The sequence below is a fragment of the Actinoplanes subglobosus genome (assembly GCF_042650585.1).
Classification (GTDB): Bacteria; Actinomycetota; Actinomycetes; order Mycobacteriales; family Micromonosporaceae; genus Actinoplanes; species Actinoplanes subglobosus.
In genome coordinates, this window is the sequence record NZ_JBHSBL010000017.1 from 665,875 (window position 1) to 687,799 (window position 21,925).

The following is a 21,925-nucleotide window of genomic DNA, read 5'->3' on the forward strand; positions in this document are numbered from 1 at the left end:
GTGATGGCTGGCATCGAACACTCCGACATCATCAAGGCCCCGAAAGTCCTGCTGCACGACCACCTGGACGGTGGACTGCGGCCGGCCACCATCGTCGAGCTGGCCGAGAAGGTCGGACACCAACTGCCCTCCACTGATCCGGAACGGCTCGGCGAGTGGTTCGTCGCGGCCGCCGACTCCGGCTCGCTGGAACGGTACCTGGAGACCTTCGCGCACACCGTCGCGGTGATGCAGACCGAGGAGGGCCTGCACCGGGTCGCCAAGGAGTGCGCTCTCGACCTGGCCGCCGACGGCGTCGTCTACGCCGAGATCCGGTATGCCCCCGAGCAGCACCTGGAGCGTGGTCTCACGCTGGACCGGGTGGTCGAGGTGGTGCACGCCGGGTTCCGGGAGGGCTGCGCCGAGGCGGCCGCGAAGGGCACACCCATCCGGATCGGCACCCTTCTCACCGCGATGCGGCACGCGGCCCGTTCGCAGGAGATCGCCGAGCTGGCGGTCCGCTACCGGGACACCGGCGTGGTCGGCTTCGACATCGCCGGCGCCGAGGCGGGCTTCCCTCCCACCCGGCACCTGGACGCCTTCGAGTACCTCCAGCGGGAGAACTTCCACTTCACCATCCACGCCGGCGAGGCCTTCGGCCTGCCGTCGATCTGGCAGGCCATCCAGTGGTGCGGCGCCGACCGTCTGGGCCATGGGGTACGGCTGGTCGACGACATCACGGTCACCGCGGACGGCCCGAGCGCCCCGTCGGTGACCGGCGGCACCCAGGCGGCCCCGCCGGTGCTGGGGCGTCTCGCCGCCTATGTCCGGGACAAGCGGATCCCGCTCGAGATGTGCCCGTCGTCGAACGTGCAGACCGGTGCCGCGGCGTCGATCTCCGAGCACCCGATCAAGCTGCTGCACGATCTCCGGTTCCGGGTCACGGTCAACACCGACAACCGGCTGATGAGCGGTACGTCGATGTCACGGGAGATGACTCTGCTGGCGGAAGCGTTCGGCTGGGGCTGGATGGAGTTCCAGTGGCTGACCATCAACGCGATGAAGTCGGCGTTCATCCCGTATGACGAGCGCCTGGTCCTCATCAACGAGGTGATCAAGCCGGCGTACGCCAAACTGCTCGCCTGAGATCCCGCTATATCAGGTCAAATTCGGATGCGGTCGAACGTACGTCAAAAGAAATCGACCGTCTGCCTTGTGCTCCCCGCCGTTCGGCTAGACTGCCGCCTGCAAAGTCGGCATACTCTGGCACCTCGCCTTGCCGATCGCGGGGAACCGAGTCATCGTCACTTCTAACGCGATCGACTACGATCGGGACCCGGTCGGCCTGCACCCACCCCCCAACGCTGCGCCGATCGAGTAAGTGACCTTGAGAGATGTGCTGCTCCACAGGCTGTGATATTGAGACCGGCGATGTCCAACTACGAGGTTGCAACATCGCGTCACACAACCGGTCCGTGTCCGCCTGCTCTTTCTCTTTGACACTTGTCGTGATGGAATCTCGGGGGCCCGACGTCGGCGAGTCGGCCATGTGCGGTGCCTGGCGAGCCGAATGCCGGGCCCGAATCAGGAGGACGGTGACGTGAGCAAGCGCCCCAACAGCGCGAATGGCGTCATGTCGCGTCTCAGTCGACCTGCGGGTCGACTCCGAGACCTACCGATCTGGTCCAAACTTGGCCTGATCATGCTGGTGCCGACGGTGGCAACGATCGTCGTCGGCGTCAACGGCCTCGTGGACCACATCGACGAAGCCAGTAACGCGGAGCGCGCGCGCACCCTCTCGGTGCTCTCCGAGGCCGCCGGTGGTCTGGTCGACCACCTGCAGGCCGAGCGGACCTACGGCGTGATGATCGCCAACAGCCCGAAGAACAGCGACCCGATGAAGGCCGCTGCCAAGCTGTACAACGAGGAAGCCCCCGAGGTCGACGACGCCAAGGCGCCGTACGTTCAACAGAAGGGCGCTCTCGAGGACGTCCCGGAGAACGTGGGCACCCTCCTGCTGCGCCTGGACCGCAACCTCGAGGACCTGCCGGCCTTCCGCAGCCGGGTCGCGCTGGGCAACGAGGACGAGGACAACGTCCTCACCACCTACAACCGCCTCATCGACGACCTGCTCCAGGTGCGCGACATCTCCGCGCAGCTGGCCAACAACCAGGAGCTGAGCGACCACCTGCGGGTCGTCGCCGCGGTCGCGCGGGCCAAGGACTACATCTCCCAGCAGCGCTTCCTGGGCCAGGAGATGGTCGCCGACCAGCGCTTCGACAACACGCACCGCCGTGACCTGCTGGAGACCGTCACCGGTTACAAGCTGGCCGTGGAGACCCTCAACTCGGTGGGCACCACCGAGGAGGTCAACTACTTCGCCAACACCGTCACGGGTGAGAAGCGTCAGGCCGCGGAGAACTACACCAGTCCTCTCGACTTCCGCCCCACCCAGGGCGCCGGCCCGCTGCCGTTCAACGCCACCCAGTGGGAACAGGCTCTGGCCGGCTACAACGAGCTCTTCCGGCAGGTCGAGGTCGAGTTCGACAAGAAGATCGTCGCCGACGCCACCACGCTGCGCAACGAGACCAACCAGGACGTCTTCCTGGAGACCAGCCTCCTGCTCGGCATGCTGCTGCTGGCCATCCTCTTCGCGTGGTTGGTCGCCCGGTCGATGGCCCGTTCGTTGCGTGAGCTGCGTCAGGGTGCACTCGCGGTCGCCCAGTTCGGTCTGCCGCACGCGGTGTCCCGGCTGCGCGACCCGGCGCTCTCCGCGTCGCTCACCCCGGCACAGGTCGCCGACCAGATCGCCGAGCCCCTCCCGGTCCGTAGCCGGGACGAGTTCGGTCAGGTGACCGAGGCGTTCAACGCGGTTCACCTCGAGGCGGTCCGCACCGCGGCCGAGCAGGCCGCACTCCGTGCCTCCGTCGCGACGATGTTCGTCAACCTCGCCCGCCGTTCGCAGATCCTGGTCGACCGGCTCATCGGTCACCTGGACCGTCTGGAGCGCGGCGAGGAGGACCCGGACCGTCTGGCCGAGCTCTTCCAGCTCGACCACCTGGCCACCCGAATGCGGCGTAACGACGAGAACCTCCTGGTTCTCGCGGGTGCCGACTCGACCCGTGTCCAGCGTGAGCCGGCCGCCCTGATCGACGTGCTCCGTGCCGCGCAGTCCGAGGTCGAGCACTACACCCGCATCGAGTTCGGCATGATCGACCGGGACATCGAGGTCGCGGCACACGCCGTGAACGACATGGTCCACCTGGTCGCCGAGCTCTTCGACAACGCGACCGCGTTCTCCCCGCCGAACTCCAACGTTCTGGTCGAGGCCCGGCGCGTCGGTGAGCACGCCATCCTGACGGTCGAGGACCACGGCATCGGTATCAGCCGTGAGCAGCTCCGCGACCTCAACGAGCGTCTCGCCAACCCGCCGACGGTGGACGTGGCCGTCTCCCGCATGATGGGCCTGGTCGTGGTCGCCCGGCTGGCGAACCGGCACGCGGTCCGGGTCGAGCTCCGCCCGGCCGACCGCGAGCGCGGCACCGTCGCCGAGGTGGGCCTGCCTGTCTCCGTCCTGGCCGCGGCGGCTTCCGCCCAGGTCCAGGGTCGCGGCGGCGCGTTCGACGGTGGCCCCGGCTCCGGCCTTCCGGGCTTCGGCGAGCCGCTGGCCCTGGAGAGCGGCTACCCGGGCTCCAACGGGTCGAACGGCGGCAACGGGTTCAACGGCGCCGTCCCGGCGTGGTCGGACCTCACCGGTGCGGCCCCGGCCGGCTTCGGTGGGTTCAACGGCGGCGGCTTCAACGGCAACGGCAACGGCTCGGCCAACGGGTTCCACGGTCCGCGCAGCAACGAGGTCATCCCGCCGCTGCCGTCCGGCCCGCAGGGCTTCGCCGGCCTGGACGAGCTCGCTCAGCGCCGCAACGGCGGAGACTTCCGCCCGGACGGTGACATCAACGGCTTCGGTACGACGATCCCGCGCCAGCTCCCGGCCAACCCGGAGAGCCAGGGCCGGAACGCGTTCATGCCGCCCGTCTCGGCACCGCCGGTCCCGCCGATCTCGGCGCCTCCGGTGTCGCCGGCCCCACCCGTCTCGGCCTCGCCGTACTCGGGCCCGATCGAGCCGGTCTCGGCCTCCCCGGTCTCCGGGATGCCGCTGGACCAGCGCAACTCGTTCGCCTCGGCACCGCCGGCCTGGCCGCCGGTCGCCGCGGAGCGCGAGCCCGCCACCCCGCACGTGCCGGAGAGCCTGGCCGCCGCGCTCGACATGACTGCCGAGATCCCGCGGTTCCGCCCGGAGAACTTCGAGGCGCAGCCGCACGTGGCACGGCCGGCCAACCCGCAGACGGCTCCGGTTCCGGCGTCGCCCGCGCTGCCGGCCACACCGGACCCGGCGGAGGCCCAGGCCACCGCCGCGGCGCAGATGGCCTCGGCCCGGGAGGGCGCTACCCCGTTCGCGGACGAGACCATGGAACTGCCGATCTTCCGGGAGCTGGAGTCGGCGTGGTTCACCACGACGACGCCCGGAAACGAGGTTCCGGCCCGCCCCAAGGTCTCCGGTGTCGGCGACGAATCAGTCGTCTCGCAGCGGATCCCCACCGGCGAACCGACCCGCACCGCGGGTGTGCCGCAGCAGGCGGCGTCACCCGAATCCCGCACCCTTGACCCGGCTACTGTTGGTGCCCCGGCCGCGGCGGCGGCCGGATACAGCAACGGTGGCGCTCCGGCGGCCAACCCCTGGCGGACCGCCGCTGACGACGGCTGGCAGGCGGCCCGTGCGGCTGCCGAGACGCCGGTCGAGGTCACCACAACGGCGGGCTTGCCGAAGCGCACGCCGATGGCTCAACTCGTCCCCGGCGGTGTCGACCGGGGCGGTAACTCCGTCCAGCGCCGTACGCCTGAGGGGGTTCGCGGGCTACTCTCCGCGTACCACCGTGGCGTTCAGCGCGGTCGCACCAAGGAACAATCGACCAACCTGGAGGACACTCCGGGAGGGCAGCAGCCCTCGCAGGCTGGCAAGGAGCATGAGGCATGACATCCACGCAGGATCTGGGTTGGCTTCTGGCCAACTTCGCTGACCGCGTTCCCGGGGTCGCGCACGCGATCGCCGTCTCCGCCGACGGGCTGCTCCTGGCGTCCTCGCGGGACCTTCCCCGGGACCGCGCCGACCAGTTGGCGGCCATCGCGTCCGGCCTGGTAAGCCTGACGCAGGGCGCCGCACGATGCTTTGAGGGTGGCGCCGTCCTCCAGACGGTCGTCGAGATGGACAACGGTTTCCTGTTCCTGATGTCCATCTCCGACGGCTCGTCCTTCGCGGTGCTCGCGGCGCGCAGCTGCGACGTCGGGCAGGTCGGCTATGAGATGGCTCTCCTGGTCGACCGGGTCGGTGAGGCTCTGACTCCCGCGCCGCGCTCGGCGGCCGGGGTGCTGGGCTGAAGCGGTAGTGGGCCGGGGACATCCAGCGGTTTGTCTGGGGTTTTACGGCCCGAGTAAGCTCAGCCGGCTACTGGTAAAAGCTTTGATAACCAATACACTTCGAGGGGCCGAGGGAGGGGTTGACGGTGACGATGCCTGAACGCGATGAGCCGACCGGCGCGCTGGTCAGGCCGTATGCCGTGACCCGCGGTCGGACCCGGCCGAAGCTTGAGATAGCGCTGGAAGCGCTGGTCGAGACAACCGTGCGCGGGCGTTCCGGAATGGGCCGCGGGCAGGGTGGAAGCGAGCATCAGTACATCGCGGCGATGTGCGACGGCGGCCGAGTTCAGTCGCTGGCGGAAATCGCCGCACGCATGCAACTGCCGCTCGGTGTGGCACGTGTGATCGTCGCGGACATGGCCTCTGACGGCCTGGTCGCTGTGTACGAGCCCACCTCGCTCGAAGACGAGACCGACGCGGTAGGCACGGAACTGCTGGAAAGGGTGCTGAGTGGACTTCGCAGGCTCTGACATGTCGCACCGTCCCGCTGCGGGACGCGTGACATCGGCGAAGATTGTCATCGCCGGTGGCTTCGGCGTCGGTAAGACGACGCTGGTGGGGTCGGTCTCGGAGATCACCCCACTGACCACTGAGGCGATCATGACCTCGGCCGGTGTGGGTGTCGACGACAACCGGCAGGTGCCGGGCAAGATGACGACCACCGTCGCCATGGACTTCGGCCGGATCAGCATCGACCGTGACCTGATCCTTTACCTGTTCGGCACGCCTGGCCAGACGCGGTTCTGGTTCATGTGGGACGAGTTGGTCCGGGGTGCCATCGGTGCGGTGGTCATGGTGGACACGCGTCGGCTCGCCGACTGCTTCGCCGCCATCGACTTCTTCGAGCACAGGCGCTTGCCGTACCTGGTGGCGATCAACTGCTTCGACGGCATGCAGTACCACAACGCGCAGGACGTGCGGGACGCTCTGGCGATCTCGTCCGACGTGCCCGTGGTGAGCTGCGACGCCCGTAACCGTGAATCGACGAAGAACGTCCTCATCTCGCTCGTCGAGTATGTGCTGACGATGCGTCGGACGCGGGCCACGGCTCCGGCCTGATCGAGCAGTAACACCCACCCAGCAGGTGCTCCGCTCCTAACGAAGCGGTCGAAAGCCCCGCTCTGGTCCACCGGACACCGGTCGGCCGGAGCGGGGCTTTCGCGCGCTTTCCGGCCGACCGCCATCGTATAGGAGCGATCACCCGTTGTCATGACTCGATCCCAGTAGACGGATCAGGTCATCGATCTCGTCGATCCGGTGATCAGGCAGGTAGGTGTCCGGATCGGTGCGCAGGCCGCCCACTCCCGGGTAGGCAGCGTTCGTCACCAGCACCGGGCGCATGCCGACCCGCAGGGCACCGTCGTGCTCCCGGCTCCCGCCGTCACCGACGAACCAGCACTCGCCGGGCGTCACACCCAGGCGGGCGGCGGCAGTCGCGTACAGCCGGGGGTCGGGTTTGCGGTGCCCCTCCCGCCAGGAGAAGACCGGGGCGTCGATCCGGGGCGCGTAGGCGGTGCCGGACCACGCCTCGCACAACTCGCTGGAGCAGTCACTGATGAGCCCCAGGCGGTAGTTGTGGGTTCGGAGGTGGTCGAGTACCGCGAGGGCGCCGTTACGGGGTGTACGCACCTTCTCAGCGCCCGCGTGGTGGACCGCTACCGCCCGATCGAGCCGCTCGTCGCCCGGATCGGTGCCGCACTGGCGCGCGATCGTGCGGAGAGTGTCGCGGGTGCTGCCGTAGGCGCCGACGATCCGTTCCGGGAAGCTCGTGGTCATCGCGGTCCAGAACCGGTCCCGGTCCACGCCGAGGGCGTCCGCCGTGGCCTGGAACGCCCCCTTCCGGAGCAGTTCGGCGGAAGGGTCGGTCAGAGTCCCGAAGAAGTCGAAGATGATCGCGCGCATCCCGCCATCATCAACCCCGCCAGGCGCACCCATCAGTCCCGAGATCACCGCACCCCACCACGAAAGCCCTCCGCCGCGGGGTTGGGTGGCGGCACATCCGCGGTGCGGAGGACATCTGAACGCGGAAGGCCGCTCCCCCCGAGGGGTAGCGGCCTTCCGCGTCGGTGTACCGGGTGGTCAACGACCGCCGTAGCCCGCGTTGTTGTTGCGGTACTCGTCGGCGGGCTGGCCGTCTCGGCTGAAGTCCCAGCCGCCGGCGGCCTCGCGGCCCGGGCGGCCACCCATCGCGAAGCCGCCGATCTCCTGCCCGCGGCGCCAGCCACGGAAGTAGCCGGTGGTGTGCGCGGCGATGGATGCGGCGTCCCGGACGATCCGGAGCGGGCGCTCCTCACGCAGCGGGGAGCCGGGGACCAGGTTGGCCTGGGGCACCCGCTTCGGCAGACCGGCCGACGTCTCCGCGGCGACGGCCGGGGTGGCCGCTTTCTGTGCGGCGCGCCAGCCACTGTCGTTCGGGTTGGACCAGTTGACGTCGCCGGACTCGGGGGCGCCGCCGGTGAACCACGCCGACCGGGCCGCCGCGAAGATCAGCAGGTCGCCGTCGCTGCTGTCGGCCGCGACCGGCGGCGCGGCGCTGCGGTCCAGAGCGGTGATCCGGGGCGGGCGCTCGTCGTCGACGACCCGCAGCGGCGGGGTGCCGCCGATCTGGTCGAGGCCGGGAAGGCGGGCCCGGCCGCTGCTGTTGCGCGCCTGATCGACCAGGCGCAGCGCCGGCTCCTTGGGCATCTGGAGCGGGGCCGGCTCATCCGGCATGTCCTGCCACGGCGGGCGGACCCGGCCACCGGTCGGCGAACTGACCGAGGCGGCCGCCGGCGACGGCCGCGACGAGGTCGGCCGGCTCGGCAACTCCGACGACCGCGAGGGGAGGTCGGAACGCGAGGGGAAGTCGGACCGCGACGACAGGTCGGATCGCGACGACAGGTCGGATCGCGACGAGAGGTCGGATCGCGACGAGAGATCGGACCGGGACGGGAGGTCGGAACGCGACGGGAGGTCGGAACGGGAGGGCAGGTCGGAACGGGAGGGCAGGTCGGAACGGGAGGGCAGGTCGGGGCGCACGGCCTCGTCCTTCTCACTGTTCATCAACGGCCAGTTGGCCCGCGAGCCGGGCTCCGCGATCTCCTGCACCGGCCGCTGGTTCGGCATCGGGAGGCTGAAGTCGGTGGGGCCGGCCGCCGAACCGTTGGCGGCGGGCTGCCGGGTGGACGGGCGCGGCGGGATGACCGTGCGCTGGCGCTCGGCACGGGCCCGGGTGAGCTCTGCGTTGGACAGCGTCGCGCGGAACGGCTCGCCGGCGTCGGCGGGGCTGGAGCCGGCGGGTTGCACGGACGACGGCACGGCCGGGTTGCGCGAACCCGGGACCGGGCGGGAGCCGGGCGTGATCGGCGTCATCCCGGGCGGGGGCGGCGGCACCGAGACCGGGCGGTTGAGCGGGCTGCCGGCACGGCCGGGCAGTCCGTTGGCGGCGGCCGGGGCCATCGGCGGCGGGCCGATCGGGTCGGGCGCCACCGGCGGGGCGGTCATCGGGTTCGGGACGGCCGGGCCGCTGCCGATGGAGGACGGCTCGGGACGGCCACGGCGGCCGAACCGGGAGCCGTTGTCACCACTGGGAACCGGCTGCAGCGGGGCGGGCTCGGGGCCACGGCGGGTGCTGCGACGGCCGACACCGGTGCTCTGGGCCGGCGGGGTGGCCCGGGCGGCGAGCGTGCCGACCAGGGCGGTGCAGGCGGCGTCGCACGAGCGGACGGCCGCGATCGCCTGGCGGACCGCCTCGGCGGCGGCCGGGGCGAGAGACTTGTTGACGCCACCCCGGCGCGGCGACTCGCTGATCGCCACGTGCAGGGCGGTGACGGCGGCGATCAGCTCGCTCTCGCTGCCGGCGCCGGCACGGGCCAGCTCAGCGGCGATCTCCCGGAGGAGGTGTGTCGGGTCGCCGGCCCGGCCGGTCAGACGGCCGGGCTCGGGGACCGCGTCGAGAACGGCGAGCGCCAGGTGGTGCGCGGGATCCGGATAGGCGCGGAGGGCGGCCGGGTACAGCTCGCGGAGCACCTCGCGCAGGGCGACGGCCGCGGAGTTGCGCCCGACCAGCATGGCCACGTGCGCCGCGAGGACCGGCTTGTAGCTGACCAGCTCGCGCGGTGCCGGAAGGGTCACCGCGGCGATCGCGCCGGCCTGGAGGGCCCGGGCCAGGCCGACGGCCCGCCGGGCCGCCAGCGGCGCGGAGATCTCCTCGGGGGAGTCGTCGTCGGAGAAACGCTCGGCGAAGTCGTCGGCGTCGTCGTCGTCGACCACCACCAGCGGCCGGCCGGCCGCGGTGAGGAGTGAGGTGACGACGTGGTCATCGCTGTCGGCGGCGACCGCCGCGTCGCTGAAGCCCGTCGTCCGTTCCACGAGAAGCGTTCCCAGCAGGGAGTATCCGGCCGGGTCGTCGCTGATCTCATGGACGCCGAGCAGCCGGCCTGCGTCGTCCACCACGGCGATGGTCAGTGGCGCGGCCGTGGCCGAACGCACCGAATCATCAGCCGACGCCAGACCGCAGTACACGCGCACGAGCGCCACGGCGTCGTCCTCCTCCCCGGGGGTGCCTCTCAAGGGCCAAGGATTGATAGTCCCTGGTAATCGGTCAGTCACGCCAGTCCACAGCGGCAGAGATCTTTCCGATCACGGAGCGCCAGCCCAGACTCGCCTGCTGTGCCCCGATCTTCTTCAGGCGGCGACGCCCGAAGAATCCGCCCATGCCGCCCTGCTCAGCGGTCCGGAGGGATTCGTCGAGGTCGTCGAGCGGCGAGCCGGGCGCCAGTGCCAGGATCACCGGTTTGATGCGGAGCGCGTAACCGAGGTCACGGGCCACCTCGCCGGCGTTGATGAGCAGCGGCAGATCCCATGTGTCGTGACCGCCGCGCAGGTTTTCCACCACGAGGTCGAGCTCGTAGCGGTCCTCCGGCTGCGGGTCGATGTCGCTCGACTGTACCCGCTCGGCCAGGTCACCCCAGGTGTCCAATTGTGCGAGATCGTGCGGAGCACCCGAACGAAGGAAGGAGACGAGCGATTCGGCGCTCTTGAACGCGAGCAGTCGGCCCTTGTGGCTCAGGAACATGGGCACTTCTTCGTCGTCCGCCTGGGCGGCCGGCTCGTCCTCGAAGTCGGCCGGGTCGGGCTCCTCGGCGGATTCGCCCTTGCCGTCGGCGTCCTCACCCTCGGCGAGGAGCGCTTGGTACTCCTCGTCGACGATGACCTCTTCCTCGTCCTCCTCGGCACGGCGCTTGCGGGCCTCGAAGGGGTCGTCCTCATCGATCTGGATCTCGGTCGGCGTGAGCTCGGACGCCTTCCGGTACGCCCGGAGGGTCAGGCCCACCCCACCCGGCAGGGCGATCTCCACCGGCTCGATGCGGACTTGATCCCAAAGCTCCCGCCCGGAAGACCCCTCGGTCGAGGACTTCTCCGCCACCGGCGCGGACGCCTCGGGCTCGTCGGACTGGCTGGTCACGGTGACCTCCGGGTGATCTGGGGGTGGTGGGACGGGTGACTCTGGGCACACACCCTAGTCGGCAACGCTGTGTGACAGCGTCCCCGGTGGGTTCAGTAGCCCTTCGGATGCCATACCGTCTTCGTCTCCAGCAGTGCGGTCATCGGCCGCAGGCCCGGATCGGCGGTGAAGTCGGTCGCTGCCCGGGGCCGGATCACCCTCTTCAGGGTCCCGGCGGCGGCCCGCTCGAGCTCGGCTGCCAGGTCCGGATGATCGACGCCGGTCAGGTCGAGCGCGTTCACGTCGTCGTGCGAGGCGAGCCACGGCGCGGTCTCGGCGTAGCGCCCGGTGAGCAGATTCACCACGCCGCCCGGCACGTCGGAGGTGGCCAGCGCCTCGGCCAGGGTGATCGCCACCTGCGGGCCGGCGGCGAGGACCACCGTAGTGTTCCCGGTCACGATCGCCGGGGCGATCACGCTGACCAGGCCGAGCAGCGAGGCCGGGGCGACCACGGCGACGACACCGGTGGGCTCCGGCGCGGAGATGTTGAAGAACGGGCCGGCGACCGGGTTGGCGCCCCCGGCCACCTGGGCGATCTTGTCGGACCAGCCCGCATACCAGACCCAGCGGTCGACGGCCGCGTCCACCTCGTCGCCGGGCACGCCCAGCGCGGTGAACTCGGCACGGCGGGACTCGATCATCTCGGCGATCCGGTAGAGGACCTGACCCCGGTTGTACGCCGTGGCGCCGGCCCATCCGGGCTGGGCCGCGCGGGCCGCGAGCACGGCGTCCCGGGCGTCCTTGCGGGAGGCGAGAGCCACGTTGTCGCCGTCTGCCACGAACGTCCGTCCTGACTCGCTGCGCGGGAACTTGCCGCCGATGTAGAGCTTGTAGGTCTTGCGGACGGCGAGCCGGGTCGCCGTCTCCACAGCCTTGGATGCCTTAGGCAAGGTACGCCTCCAGTCCGTGCCGGCCACCCTCGCGGCCATAACCGGACTCCTTGTAGCCGCCGAACGGCGACGCCGGGTCGAACTTGTTGAACGTGTTGGCCCACACCACTCCGGCTCGGAGCTGGTCGGCCACGGCGAGGATCCGGGAGCCCTTCTCGGTCCAGATGCCGGCCGACAATCCGTACGGAGTGTTGTTGGCCTTGGCGACCGCCTCGTCCGGAGTGCGGAACGTGAGCACCGACAGCACCGGCCCGAAGATCTCCTCGCGGGCGATCCGGTGGGCCTGGGTCACTCCGGTGAAGATCGTCGGCGCGAACCAGAAGCCCCGGTCCGGCAGCGAACACGCCGGCGACCAGCGCTCCGCGCCCTCCGATTCCCCTATTTCCGACAATTCTTTAATGCGACTCAACTGGGCCGCCGAGTTGATCGCGCCGATGTCGGTGTTCTTGTCGAGCGGGTCGCCGACGCGCAGCGTGGACATCCGCCGCTTGAGTGAGGAGAGCAGCTCGTCGGCCACGGACTCCTGCACCAGCAGCCGCGACCCGGCGCAGCAGACATGCCCCTGGTTGAAGAAGATCCCGTTGACGATGCCCTCGACGGCCTGGTCGATCGGCGCGTCGTCGAACACGATGTTCGCCGCCTTGCCGCCGAGCTCCAGGGTGAGGCGCTTGCCGGTGCCCGCCACGGTACGGGCGATCTCCCGCCCCACGTCGGTCGAGCCGGTGAAGGCGACCTTGTCCACATCCGGGTGGGCCACCAGGTAGGCCCCGGTGTCGCCGGCCCCGGTGACGATGTTGACCACACCGGCCGGCAGCTCGGCCTGGCGGCACACGTCGGCGAAGAACAACGCGGACAGCGGGGTGGTCTCGGCCGGCTTGAGGACCACGGTGTTGCCGGTGGCCAGCGCGGGCGCGACCTTCCACGCGAGCATCAGCAGCGGAAAGTTCCACGGGATGACCTGGGCGGCCACGCCGAGCGGCCGCGGGTCGGGGCCGAACCCGGCGTAGGCCAGCTTGTCGGCCCAGCCCGCGTAGTAGAAGAAGTGCGCCGCGACCAGGGGCAGGTCGACGTCGCGGGACTCCTTGATCGGCTTGCCGTTGTCCAGCGACTCCAGGACGGCCAGCTCACGGGACCGCTCCTGGATGATCCGGGCGATCCGGAACAGGTATTTCGCCCGCTCCGACCCGGGCAGTGCCGACCAGGGGCCGGACGCGCGGCGGGCGGCGGCGACGGCCCGGTCCACATCCTCCGGGCCGGCCGAGGTGACCTCGGCGAGCACCTCCTCGGTGGCCGGGTTGACGGTCTTGAAGACGTTGCCGTCCTTGCCGCCGTCGAAGGAGCCGTCGATGAACAGCCCGTAGGAGGAAGCGATCTCGACGACCGAGCGGGACTCGGGCGCTGGTGCGTACTCGAACATCGGCCTCAGTCCAGGGTGAAGTAGTCAGGGCCGGCGTAGTGGCCGGTGGTGAGCTTGGTGCGCTGCATGAGCAGATCGTTGAGCAGTGAGGAGGCGCCGAAGCGGAACCGGTCCGGGTCGAGCCACTCGTCGCCGACGGTCTCGTTGATCAGCACCAGGTACTTGACGGCGTCCTTGGTGGTCTTGATGCCGCCGGCCGGCTTGACCCCGATGACCCGGCCGTGCCGCTCCCGGAAGTCGCGGACCGCCTCCAGCATCACCAGCGTGATCGGCAGCGTCGCGTTGACCGCCACCTTGCCGGTCGACGTCTTGATGAAGTCGGCGCCGGCCAGCATCGCCAGCCAGGACGCGCGCCGGATGTTGTCGTACGTACCGAGCTCACCGGTCTCCAGGATGACCTTGAGGTGGGCGCCGCCGCAGGCCTCCTTGACCGCCACGATCTCCTCGAAGACCCTGGTGTAGTCACCGGCCAGGAACGCGCCCCGGCTGATCACCATGTCGATCTCGTCGGCGCCGGCGGCCACCGCGTCACGCGTGTCGGCCAGCTTGACCTCCAGCGGCGCCTGGCCGGACGGGAAGGCGGTCGCGACGCTGGCCAGGTGGACCCCGGAGCCGGCCAGCGCCGCCGCGGCGACCTTGACCATCGCCGGGTAGACGCAGATCGCGGCGACCGGGGGGCAGGAGGGATCGGCCGGGTCCGGCCGTCTGGCCTTGGCGCACAGCGCCCGCACCTTGCCGGGCGTGTCGGCGCCCTCCAGCGTGGTCAGGTCGACCATGCGAATGGCCAGGTCGATGGCCTTGGCCTTGGAGCTGGTCTTGATCGACCGGGTGGCGAGCGCCGCCGCCCGCGCCTCGACGCCGACCTTGTCGACCCCGGGCAGGCCGTGCAGGAACGAGCGGAGATCAGACAGACCGGCGGACACTGTCACAGTCATGAAAGGGATTCTACGCAACCCTGTGACAGTTGATCTTGATTGAACGATAGGTTGTCAGCCGTGGACGTCCTTGTCGTAGATCATCCCCTGGCCCAGACCCGGCTCACCGCGATGCGCCGCACCGATACCGACTCCGGTGTCTTCCGCGCGTCGCTGCACGAGCTGACCACCATGGTGGTCTACGAGGCGGCGCGCCTCTTCGCCGTCGAGAAGTACCCCATCGAGACCCCGGTGGCGCCCACCGAGGGCACCCGGCTGGCCAACCCGCCGCTGATCGTCCCGGTGCTCCGGGCCGGTCTGGGCATGGCCGACGCCGCGCTCGCGCTGCTGCCCGAGTCGTCGATGGGCTTCGTCGGCCTGGCCCGTGACGAGGAGACGCACGAGCCGCGCGCCTACATGGAGTCGCTGCCGGCCGACCTCACCGACCAGCCGGTGCTGGTCCTCGACCCGATGCTGGCCACCGGCGGCTCGCTGCTGCACTGCTGCCGCCTGCTCGCCGACCGCGGCTGCACCGACATCATCATCTGCTGTGTGCTGGCCGCCCCGGAGGGTGTCGAGCGCCTGGCGAGCTCGGGCCTGCCGCTGCGCCTGATCACCGCGTCGATCGACGAGGGGCTCAACGACAAGGCCTACATCGTGCCCGGCCTGGGTGACGCCGGCGACCGCCAGTTCGGCGGCATGCGCCGCTTCTGACCCCTTCATGTGGTACGGCCACCGCTCCGGCAACCGCACCAGCCACCTCCCGTGACCACCCCGCGAGGTGGCTGCGTGGTCCGGACCGGCGTGGCACTGGCGGGACTGTCCCGATTCGGCGGGGCCGGGTGGCCGTACCGCTAAAGGGTTGTGAAGTCCCAGCTCGTCGCCTTGCCGGAAGCGAACGGCATGACGCCGTGGAACACCCGGGGTTCCGGCGCGAAGACCAGGGGCAGGAAGTGGCGGTCGGACTCCCACATCGGGAGCTCGCCGGAGAGCACCCGGTCGATGCCGATCCAGTGCAGGCTGCCCTCGTCGTTCGACTCGTGCGGTGTGCCGGTCCAGGCGGTGACGCGGAAGAGGAAACCGAACCAGTTCTCGCCGTCGCGGCCGAAGCCGGGCCACGAGATCGTCCCGGCCGTCTCGATGCCGGTGCAGTCGATGCCGGCCTCCTCGTGGATCTCCCGCCGCAGACCGGCCACCACGTCCTCGCCGGGCTCCAGCTTGCCGCCGAGGCCGTTGTAGTAGCCGTAGTGGATGTCGTCGGGCCGTGCGTCGCGCCGGACCATCAGGATGCGACTGCGGTCGGGTGAGAAGACGTATCCGAGGGTTGCCAGGACTGCTCGCACCGATGCACCCTAGCCTGACAAGGGGATACGGACGATTCGGCATCAGCCGACAGGCGGAGGAAACGAGACTGTTCGTCCACTCGTGGTCGCCGCCGTGGCCGAGGTGGCTCCATCGGGCCCGAAACCCCAGCCCGCACAGCCTATCGCCGTCGCTGCGAGGTCGAAGTTAGATGGTCATCTTAATGACGGTCGCAGTTTGCGTCGATGATACTGTGGGCGCTTCCTCGACGACGTCACACGGATGGTCTGCGTCCACCTATGCCGAACTTGACCAGTTTAGTCGTGCCTGCGTGGCAAGTGCAGGGTTATCTGAACGAATGTCTGGATTCCATTCTGCGCCAGCGCAGCGTCGAAGGCGTCGAGGTCGTAGCGGTCGACGACGCCTCGACTGACCACACCGGCGAGGTCATCGACGAGCGCGCCGCCGCTGACCCCCGGATCGTCGCCGTCCACCTCGACAGCAACGTCGGCCCGGGCGCCGCGCGCAACGCCGGCCTGGACCGCGCGACCGGTGAGTACGTGTGGTTCGTCGACGGCGACGACCGGATCGCCCCGGGCGCCCTGGCGGCCGTCGAGGCCCGGCTGCTGGAGGAGAAGCCCGACGTCCTGCTGATCGGTGTGGCGCGCGAGCGCTGGAACCGCAAGGTGTCGCGGGCCGTCACGCCGAAGAAGGCACGCACCGGCGTGGACGCGCTCACCGCCGCGCCGCCGCCGCTGGGTGGCCTGGTGGTGCGCCGGCAGTTCCTGATCGACGCCGGCATCCGTTTCGAGACCGAGTGGTATGAGGACCTGGCCTTCGGTTACGCGGTCCTCGCCGCGACCGACAACGTCGCCACGCTCGAGCCGCCCTGCTACATCCGCCGGCTGGACCGGGCCGGGTCGCTGCGTGGCCGGTCGAAGCGGCACGTCGAGGCGGTCCGGCAGTGGGACCGCTCGCTGAGTCTGTCCGTTGTGGAGCAGGCCGACCCGAAGACCCGCCGCAAGGTGCTGAACCGGGCGGTCGGCGAGCTGCTCGACATCATGGAGAACGGCTCGCGCCTGCCCGCCAAGGCGCGGCGCGCGATGTTCACCGAGATCTCCCAGCTGCTGCGCAAGCACGAGACCCGGACGTCCCCGCGGCCCGGTGGCGTCGGCGGCCTGCGGCTGAAACTGCTCGCGTCCGACTCGTTCTCCGCCTACCGCCTGCTGCGCGGCGGCCGGGACGCGGTCGGCGGGGTGGCCGGCAAGGCGCGTGGCGCGTCGGGCAAGGCCAGGACGACGCTGCGCAAGGCCAACCTGCTGCGGTACTACAAGCAGCAGCTGCGGCTCCCGGTCGACGAGAACCTGGCGGTGTACGGGGCGTACTGGTTCCGTGGCTACGCCTGCAACCCGGCCGCCATCTACGAGAAGGCCAAGGAGCTGGCACCGCAGGTCCGCGGTGTCTGGGTGGTCAAGCCCGGCGCCCGCGAGGTGCCCGAGGGCGTTCCGGTGGTGCACCCGGGGACCAAGGAGTACTACCGGACGATCGCCCGGGCCAAATACATGATCAACAACGCCACGTTCCCGCCGGACGTGGTGAAGCGGCCGGACCAGATCCAGGTGCAGACCCACCACGGCACGCCGCTCAAGACGATGGGCCTGGACCAGCCGCGCTTCCCCGCCTCGCTGGGCAACTTCAATCCGGAGCGGATGCGGCTGAACCTCGCGAAGTGGGACTTCAGCATCACCGCGAACCGGCACACCACGCTGCTCTGGGACCGTCAGTTCCCGATCAAGGGCGAGACCCTGGAGACCGGCTACCCGCGCAACGACCGGCTGGCCCTGGCCGGCCCGGCCGACCGTGCCGCCGCCCGTGCCGAGCTCGGCCTCGGTGAGGACGAGCAGGTGGTGCTCTACGCGCCGACGCACCGCGAGTGGCACTCCGTCTTCACCCCGCCGCTGGACGCCGACGAACTGGCCGAGGCGCTCGGCCCGAACGTCCGGGTCCTGCTGCGCGGCCACTACTTCTACGACTCGATCGGCTTCCCGCCGCGGCACCCCCGGGTGCTCGACGTGTCCAGCTTCCCGTCGGTCGAGACCCTCGCCATCGCGTCCGACGCGATGATCACCGACTTCTCCTCGGTCATGTTCGACTACGCGGTGCTCGACCGGCCGCTGGTCATCTTCGCGCCGGACTGGGAGGTCTACAAGGCCGTGCGTGGCGTCTCGTTCGACCTGGAAGCCGACCACCCCGGCACGTTCGCCCGCACCTTCGACGAGCTCGTCGAGGCCTTCCGTACCGGCGCGATCGACGACGATGCCGCCCGGCAGGCCCGCGGCCGTTTCCGGGAGCGGTTCTGCTCCCTGGAGGACGGTCACGCCGCCGAGCGGGTCGTCCGGCGCGTCTTCCTGGGGGAACCCCTTGTCTGAGCTGGTACCCGGCCTGGTCAGTGTGATCGTGCCGATCTACAACGTCGAACCGTTCCTGCGGGACTGCCTGGACTCGCTGCGGGCACAGACCTACACCGATCTCCAGGTGATCCTGGTCGACGACGGCTCCACCGACGGCTCGCCGGCCATCGCCGAGGAGTACGTCGCCGCCGACCCGCGGTTCCAGCTGATCCGGCAGGCCAACGCCGGTCTCAGCGCGGCCCGCAACGCCGGTGTGCCGTCCGCGACCGGTGAGTTCCTGGCCTTCGTGGACAGTGACGACCTGCTCGCCGCCCACGCGTACGAGGTGCTGGTCGGCGCCTTGGAGGGTGGCGCCGACTTCGCCACCGGCGGCGTCGTGCGGCTCACCTCCCGGGGTACGCACCGCGGCGCCCCGCACAAGACCGCCATCACCAAGACCAAACTGGACGCCCACGTCTCGGTCCGGCGTGCCCTGCTCGCCGACCGCACGATCTGGAACAAGCTGTTCCGCCGGAGCTTCTACGACCAGCACGGTTTCGAGTTCCCGGTCGGCCGGCTCTACGAGGACGCCCCGGTCACCGTCCCGGCGCACGCTCTGGCGAACAAGGTCGCGGTGGTTGCCGGCACCGTCTACTTCTGGCGGTTGCGTGAGGGCGCCGTGCGGTCCATCACCCAGTCCGGCAACGACCTGCGCAACCTGGTGGACCGGTTCCACTCGATCGACCTGGCGGCCGCGGCTCTGGCCGCGGCGGGCAAGGACGAGCTGCGCCAGACCTTCCTGCGTCTGTCCATCCAGGACCAGCTCAGCAATTACTTCAAGTTCCTGCCGTCGGCCACCCCCGAGTTCCAGTCGACGTTCATGAAGCTGTCCCAGGCCTACCTCAAGCAGGTGGACCCGGCGGCGATCAGCGAGCTGCCGGTGGAGATCCGGCCGCACTGGAAACTGATCAACCAGGGCCGTTTCGACGACCTGATCGAGCTCATCGACCACGGCTACCGGCTCAACGCCAAGCCGGTCAAGGCGTCCCCGGTGGAGGCGGTCGTCCGCTCGGTCACCTGGGAGAACGGCAAGCTCGTCCTGGCCGGCTCGATCGGCTCGCCGGCGGCGCAGTCGACCCGTCCCGGCCGGCTGAAAGTGTTCTGGGCCAGCAACCCGGCCGAGGGCCGCCGGATCCCGATCTGGTCGCGTTCGCAGACCGGCGGGTTCGTGCTGCGGCTCAAGCCCGAGTCGCTGCGCTCCGGCAGTTCCTGGCAGGCCGGTCAGTGGACCATCGCGGCCGCCGTCAACCAGGGCCTCCAGCTGCGCAAGACCGTCGTGCGCGTGCCCACCGACTGGACCGAGCCGATGCCCCGGATCCCGGTGGCACCCGGCGTGTGGGTGATGCCGTACGCGGCCAAGGGCGATCTGCGGATCTCCGTGGTCAAGGCGGACGGCTGGCTCACCGGCACCCACCGGGAGGGCGACGACCTGATCCTCTCCGGCCGGCTGCGCCAGCGGCGTGACAGCGCCCAGATCCGGCTGTGCCGGGCCGCGGGCATCGTCACGCACACCGTGGACGCCGAGATCGCCGCGGACGGGCGCGAGTTCACCGCCCGTGTCCCGCTGGCGTGGATCGCCCTGGACGTCCGCGACGACAACCACGCCGAGGGCCACTACGGGCAGCGGTTCCTGCTGGAGCTGGTGACCGGTGAGACGGTCCGGCTGATGGCGGGGGACGAATTCCGGGGGCTGCGGACGGCGTACGGCAGCGACGAGGTCTTCACCACCGTCGCCGAGAGCAACCGCGCCGTCTCCATCGCGACCCGCCCGCAGGGCCCGGTCGTCACCGCCGTCCGCTGGCAGCCGAACGGCGCGCTGGTGCTCAGCGGCGACAGCCCGATCCCGGCCGAGGGCCAGCTGCTGCTCCGCATGCGGGGACGGCGCAAGGACCTCGGCCTGCCGCTGAAGGTCGTGGACGGGCACTGGGAGGTGACCGTCGACCCGGCTGGTGTCCCGACTCTCGCCGGCCGGCTGCCACTGGTCGCCGGCACCTGGGACCTGACGTTCCGGGCGCCCGGCCACCGTCACGAGACGACCACGCCGCTCGCTTTCGACACCGGCGTGCTGGAGTCCCTGCCCCTCGACGGTCCGGACAACGACGGCGTGCGGGGCCGCATGCGTGGTGGTACGAACGACCGCGCGGTTCTCGACCTGATCGTCCCGGAGACCGGCCCGGAGGAGCACGCCCGGCTGCTGAAGCGTTACTTCCCGGCGTCCGGCCGCCCCGCCCTGCGTGACGTGGTCCTGCTCGACGCCGCCCCGGGCCGCCGGTTCTTCGACGACCCGGCCGCCCTGCTCGCCGAGCTCCGGTCCCGGCCGGACGCGCCCGAGGTGCTCTGGACCGTGGACCGCGGCCAGCCGCTGCCGGACGGCGTGGAGGCGGTCTCGCTCGGCTCCCCGGCGTGGTATTCCGCGCTGGCCACCAGCCGCTGGGTGGTGACCAACGACAACCTGCCGCTCTGGTTCCGGCCCGCGACCGGCCAGGTGGTGCTCCGGCTCGCCGGCGGCTGGCCGGTGGCCCGGTCGGGCGCCCTCGCCAGCGCACACCCGCTGGGCCAGACCCTGATCGACCAGTTGCGCTCGGACGCGGCGTCGTGGACCGCGGTGGCCTCGCCGAGCCCCACCGCCACACCGGTGCTGCGTGAGGAGTTCGGCTTCGACGGGACGGTGCTGGAGTACGGCCGGCCCGCCAACGACCTGCTCTCCGCGATCGACCGGGACGCCGCGAAGGCGCACGTGCTCCAGCTGCTCGGGCTGCCGGAGAAGACCAGCCTGGTCCTGTACGCGCCCACCCGCCGCCCCTCGGACCTGCGCCGGCGTGGCGCCAGCGACCCGGGCCGGCTGCTGGATCTGCTCGGTGTGGCCAGCGCCCTCCCGGCCGACCACCGGCTCCTGGTGCGGCGTCATCCCGGTGTGCCGGACGACGTCATGGGTCAGGTCGACGGTGTCCTCGACGTGACCGCGTACCCCCAGGTGAGTGAACTGCTGCTCGCGACCGACATGCTGGTCACCGACTACTCGGCCCTGCTCGCCGACTACGCGAGCACCGGCCGGCCGGCGCTGCTCTACGTGCCGGACCTGGAGGAGTTCGAGGGCTCCCCGGGTCTCAACGTCGACCTGGAGCGGGAGGCACCAGGGCCGTTGCTGCGGGAGTCGTCCGAGGTGGCGGCCGCGTTGCAGGACATTCCGGCGATCGTCGCCGAACACCGGCATCGTGCGGAGGCCTTCGCGGCGACGCACGGTGCCGGAGGAGAGGGCGGCGCGGCGGCAAAGCTCGTCGACTGGATGATGGCGGCCGGGCGTTGAGCAACTATCGTTCGGACATGACGTCCATCCCCCTCGCCGAGGAACTGCTACTCCTCGCGTATGACGACCAGAGCGGAAAAGCGACCGGATCCCGCATCGGGCTCGATCTCGGTATGGCCGCGGCCGTCCTGATCGATCTCGCTCTGGCGAATCGAGTTGCCTACGCGGCCGACGGCTACCTCAAGGTCGTGGACGCCACGCCGCTCGGCGACCCGGTGGCCGACGCCGTGCTGGAGAAGATCACGACCGAGGAGCCGCACACGCCGGCTCAATGGCTGCAGCGCCTACGGCACCGCCTGCGCACGCGGGTGCTGGAGGACCTGTGCGCCCGCGGCGTGGTGCAGGACGTGGACGAGACCCAGCTGGGTGTCATCCACGTGCACCGCTACCCGACCACCGACCCGGCCTACGAGGCCGAGATCCGTAGCCGGCTGGCCGCCGCCCTGATCGGCAACACCCTGCCCGACGAGCGGACGGCCGCGCTGGCCACGCTTCTCGTCGCGGCGCGGATGGAGCCGGCGCTGAAGCTGCCGGCCGACGAGGCCGACCGGGCGCACGAGCGGCTCGCTGAGATCGCCAGCAACGCCGGCTTCGTCGGCGACGTCACCCTGGAGGACTCCATCGTGCGGCCCAGCGTCGCTCTGGTGGTCGCCACCCTGGGCCGGGCGATCCAGGCCGCCCTCGGGGCTCCCAAGCCGATCTGACGCCG

16 protein-coding genes are annotated in these 21,925 nt (G+C 70.5%); 9 read left to right on the forward strand and 7 right to left on the reverse strand.

Annotation, left to right across the window (positions count from 1 at the left end):
- Positions 1–3 precede the first annotated feature (3 nt).
- The 5 genes from ACFO0C_RS21080 to ACFO0C_RS21100 all read left to right on the forward strand — a co-directional run bounded on the left by ACFO0C_RS21080 (position 4) and on the right by ACFO0C_RS21100 (position 6,510).
- Positions 4–1,125, forward strand: coding sequence for an adenosine deaminase (locus tag ACFO0C_RS21080; protein ID WP_378068349.1), 1,122 nt, complete (start codon positions 4–6; stop codon positions 1,123–1,125).
- Between the two features lie 454 nt (positions 1,126–1,579).
- On the forward strand, positions 1,580–5,011 hold the full coding sequence (locus ACFO0C_RS21085) for a sensor histidine kinase (protein ID WP_378068350.1): 3,432 nt from the start codon (positions 1,580–1,582) through the stop codon (positions 5,009–5,011).
- Positions 5,008–5,412, forward strand: a complete 405-nt coding sequence (locus tag ACFO0C_RS21090) for a roadblock/LC7 domain-containing protein (RefSeq protein WP_067706828.1) — start codon at positions 5,008–5,010, stop codon at positions 5,410–5,412. Before ACFO0C_RS21085 ends, ACFO0C_RS21090 begins: the two co-directional genes overlap by 4 nt.
- 131 nt (positions 5,413–5,543) lie before the next feature.
- Positions 5,544–5,921 carry a DUF742 domain-containing protein gene (locus tag ACFO0C_RS21095; RefSeq protein ID WP_093619370.1) on the forward strand — a complete coding sequence of 126 codons (378 nt, stop codon included), beginning with the start codon at positions 5,544–5,546 and terminating at the stop codon, positions 5,919–5,921.
- Position 5,922: 1 nt separating this feature from the next.
- Positions 5,923–6,510: a GTP-binding protein gene (locus ACFO0C_RS21100; RefSeq protein WP_183222624.1), complete on the forward strand. Its 588-nt coding sequence runs from the start codon at positions 5,923–5,925 to the stop codon at positions 6,508–6,510.
- A 138-nt stretch (positions 6,511–6,648) separates the two neighbouring features.
- Here ACFO0C_RS21100 and ACFO0C_RS21105 read toward each other — a convergent pair whose 3' ends face one another.
- The 6 genes from ACFO0C_RS21105 to deoC all read right to left on the reverse strand — a co-directional run bounded on the left by ACFO0C_RS21105 (position 6,649) and on the right by deoC (position 14,178).
- Positions 6,649–7,353: an HAD family hydrolase gene (locus ACFO0C_RS21105; protein WP_378068351.1), complete on the reverse strand. Its 705-nt coding sequence runs from the start codon at positions 7,351–7,353 to the stop codon at positions 6,649–6,651.
- Positions 7,354–7,530: 177 nt separating this feature from the next.
- Complete coding sequence (locus ACFO0C_RS21110; protein ID WP_378068352.1) at positions 7,531–10,002, reverse strand: transposase; 2,472 nt, start codon at positions 10,000–10,002, stop codon at positions 7,531–7,533.
- A gap of 31 nt (positions 10,003–10,033) precedes the next feature.
- Positions 10,034–10,897: a DNA primase gene (locus ACFO0C_RS21115; protein WP_378068353.1), complete on the reverse strand. Its 864-nt coding sequence runs from the start codon at positions 10,895–10,897 to the stop codon at positions 10,034–10,036.
- Between the two features lie 92 nt (positions 10,898–10,989).
- Positions 10,990–11,826: an aldehyde dehydrogenase family protein gene (locus ACFO0C_RS21120; protein WP_378068354.1), complete on the reverse strand. Its 837-nt coding sequence runs from the start codon at positions 11,824–11,826 to the stop codon at positions 10,990–10,992.
- Positions 11,819–13,243 (reverse strand): aldehyde dehydrogenase family protein, encoded by a 1,425-nt coding sequence (locus tag ACFO0C_RS21125; RefSeq protein WP_378068355.1) that lies wholly within the window; start codon positions 13,241–13,243, stop codon positions 11,819–11,821. Before ACFO0C_RS21125 ends, ACFO0C_RS21120 begins: the two co-directional genes overlap by 8 nt.
- Before the next feature lie 5 nt (positions 13,244–13,248).
- Entirely contained in the window at positions 13,249–14,178 is a 930-nt protein-coding gene (gene deoC, locus ACFO0C_RS21130) for a deoxyribose-phosphate aldolase (RefSeq protein ID WP_378068356.1), read from the reverse strand.
- 60 nt (positions 14,179–14,238) lie between these two features.
- Here deoC and upp point away from each other — a divergent pair, with 60 nt between their 5' ends.
- Positions 14,239–14,871 carry a uracil phosphoribosyltransferase gene (gene upp, locus ACFO0C_RS21135; RefSeq protein ID WP_378068357.1) on the forward strand — a complete coding sequence of 211 codons (633 nt, stop codon included), beginning with the start codon at positions 14,239–14,241 and terminating at the stop codon, positions 14,869–14,871.
- A gap of 140 nt (positions 14,872–15,011) precedes the next feature.
- Here upp and ACFO0C_RS21140 read toward each other — a convergent pair whose 3' ends face one another.
- Positions 15,012–15,500 (reverse strand): NUDIX hydrolase, encoded by a 489-nt coding sequence (locus tag ACFO0C_RS21140; RefSeq protein ID WP_378068358.1) that lies wholly within the window; start codon positions 15,498–15,500, stop codon positions 15,012–15,014.
- A 258-nt stretch (positions 15,501–15,758) separates the two neighbouring features.
- On the opposite strand from ACFO0C_RS21140, the gene ACFO0C_RS21145 reads away from it, so the two are divergent.
- Genes ACFO0C_RS21145 through ACFO0C_RS21155 form a run of 3 tightly spaced genes read left to right on the forward strand, consistent with a single transcriptional unit; the run spans position 15,759 to position 21,920 of the window.
- The gene (locus tag ACFO0C_RS21145; protein ID WP_378068359.1) at positions 15,759–17,888 is read left to right on the forward strand and encodes a bifunctional glycosyltransferase/CDP-glycerol:glycerophosphate glycerophosphotransferase; all 2,130 of its coding nucleotides are present in this window, start codon (positions 15,759–15,761) and stop codon (positions 17,886–17,888) included.
- Positions 17,881–21,216 carry a CDP-glycerol glycerophosphotransferase family protein gene (locus tag ACFO0C_RS21150; RefSeq protein WP_378068360.1) on the forward strand — a complete coding sequence of 1,112 codons (3,336 nt, stop codon included), beginning with the start codon at positions 17,881–17,883 and terminating at the stop codon, positions 21,214–21,216. The genes ACFO0C_RS21145 and ACFO0C_RS21150 overlap by 8 nt, the downstream gene beginning before the upstream one ends.
- A gap of 17 nt (positions 21,217–21,233) precedes the next feature.
- Positions 21,234–21,920: a GOLPH3/VPS74 family protein gene (locus tag ACFO0C_RS21155; protein WP_360327448.1), complete on the forward strand. Its 687-nt coding sequence runs from the start codon at positions 21,234–21,236 to the stop codon at positions 21,918–21,920.
- The last annotated feature ends 5 nt before the right edge of the window (positions 21,921–21,925 follow it).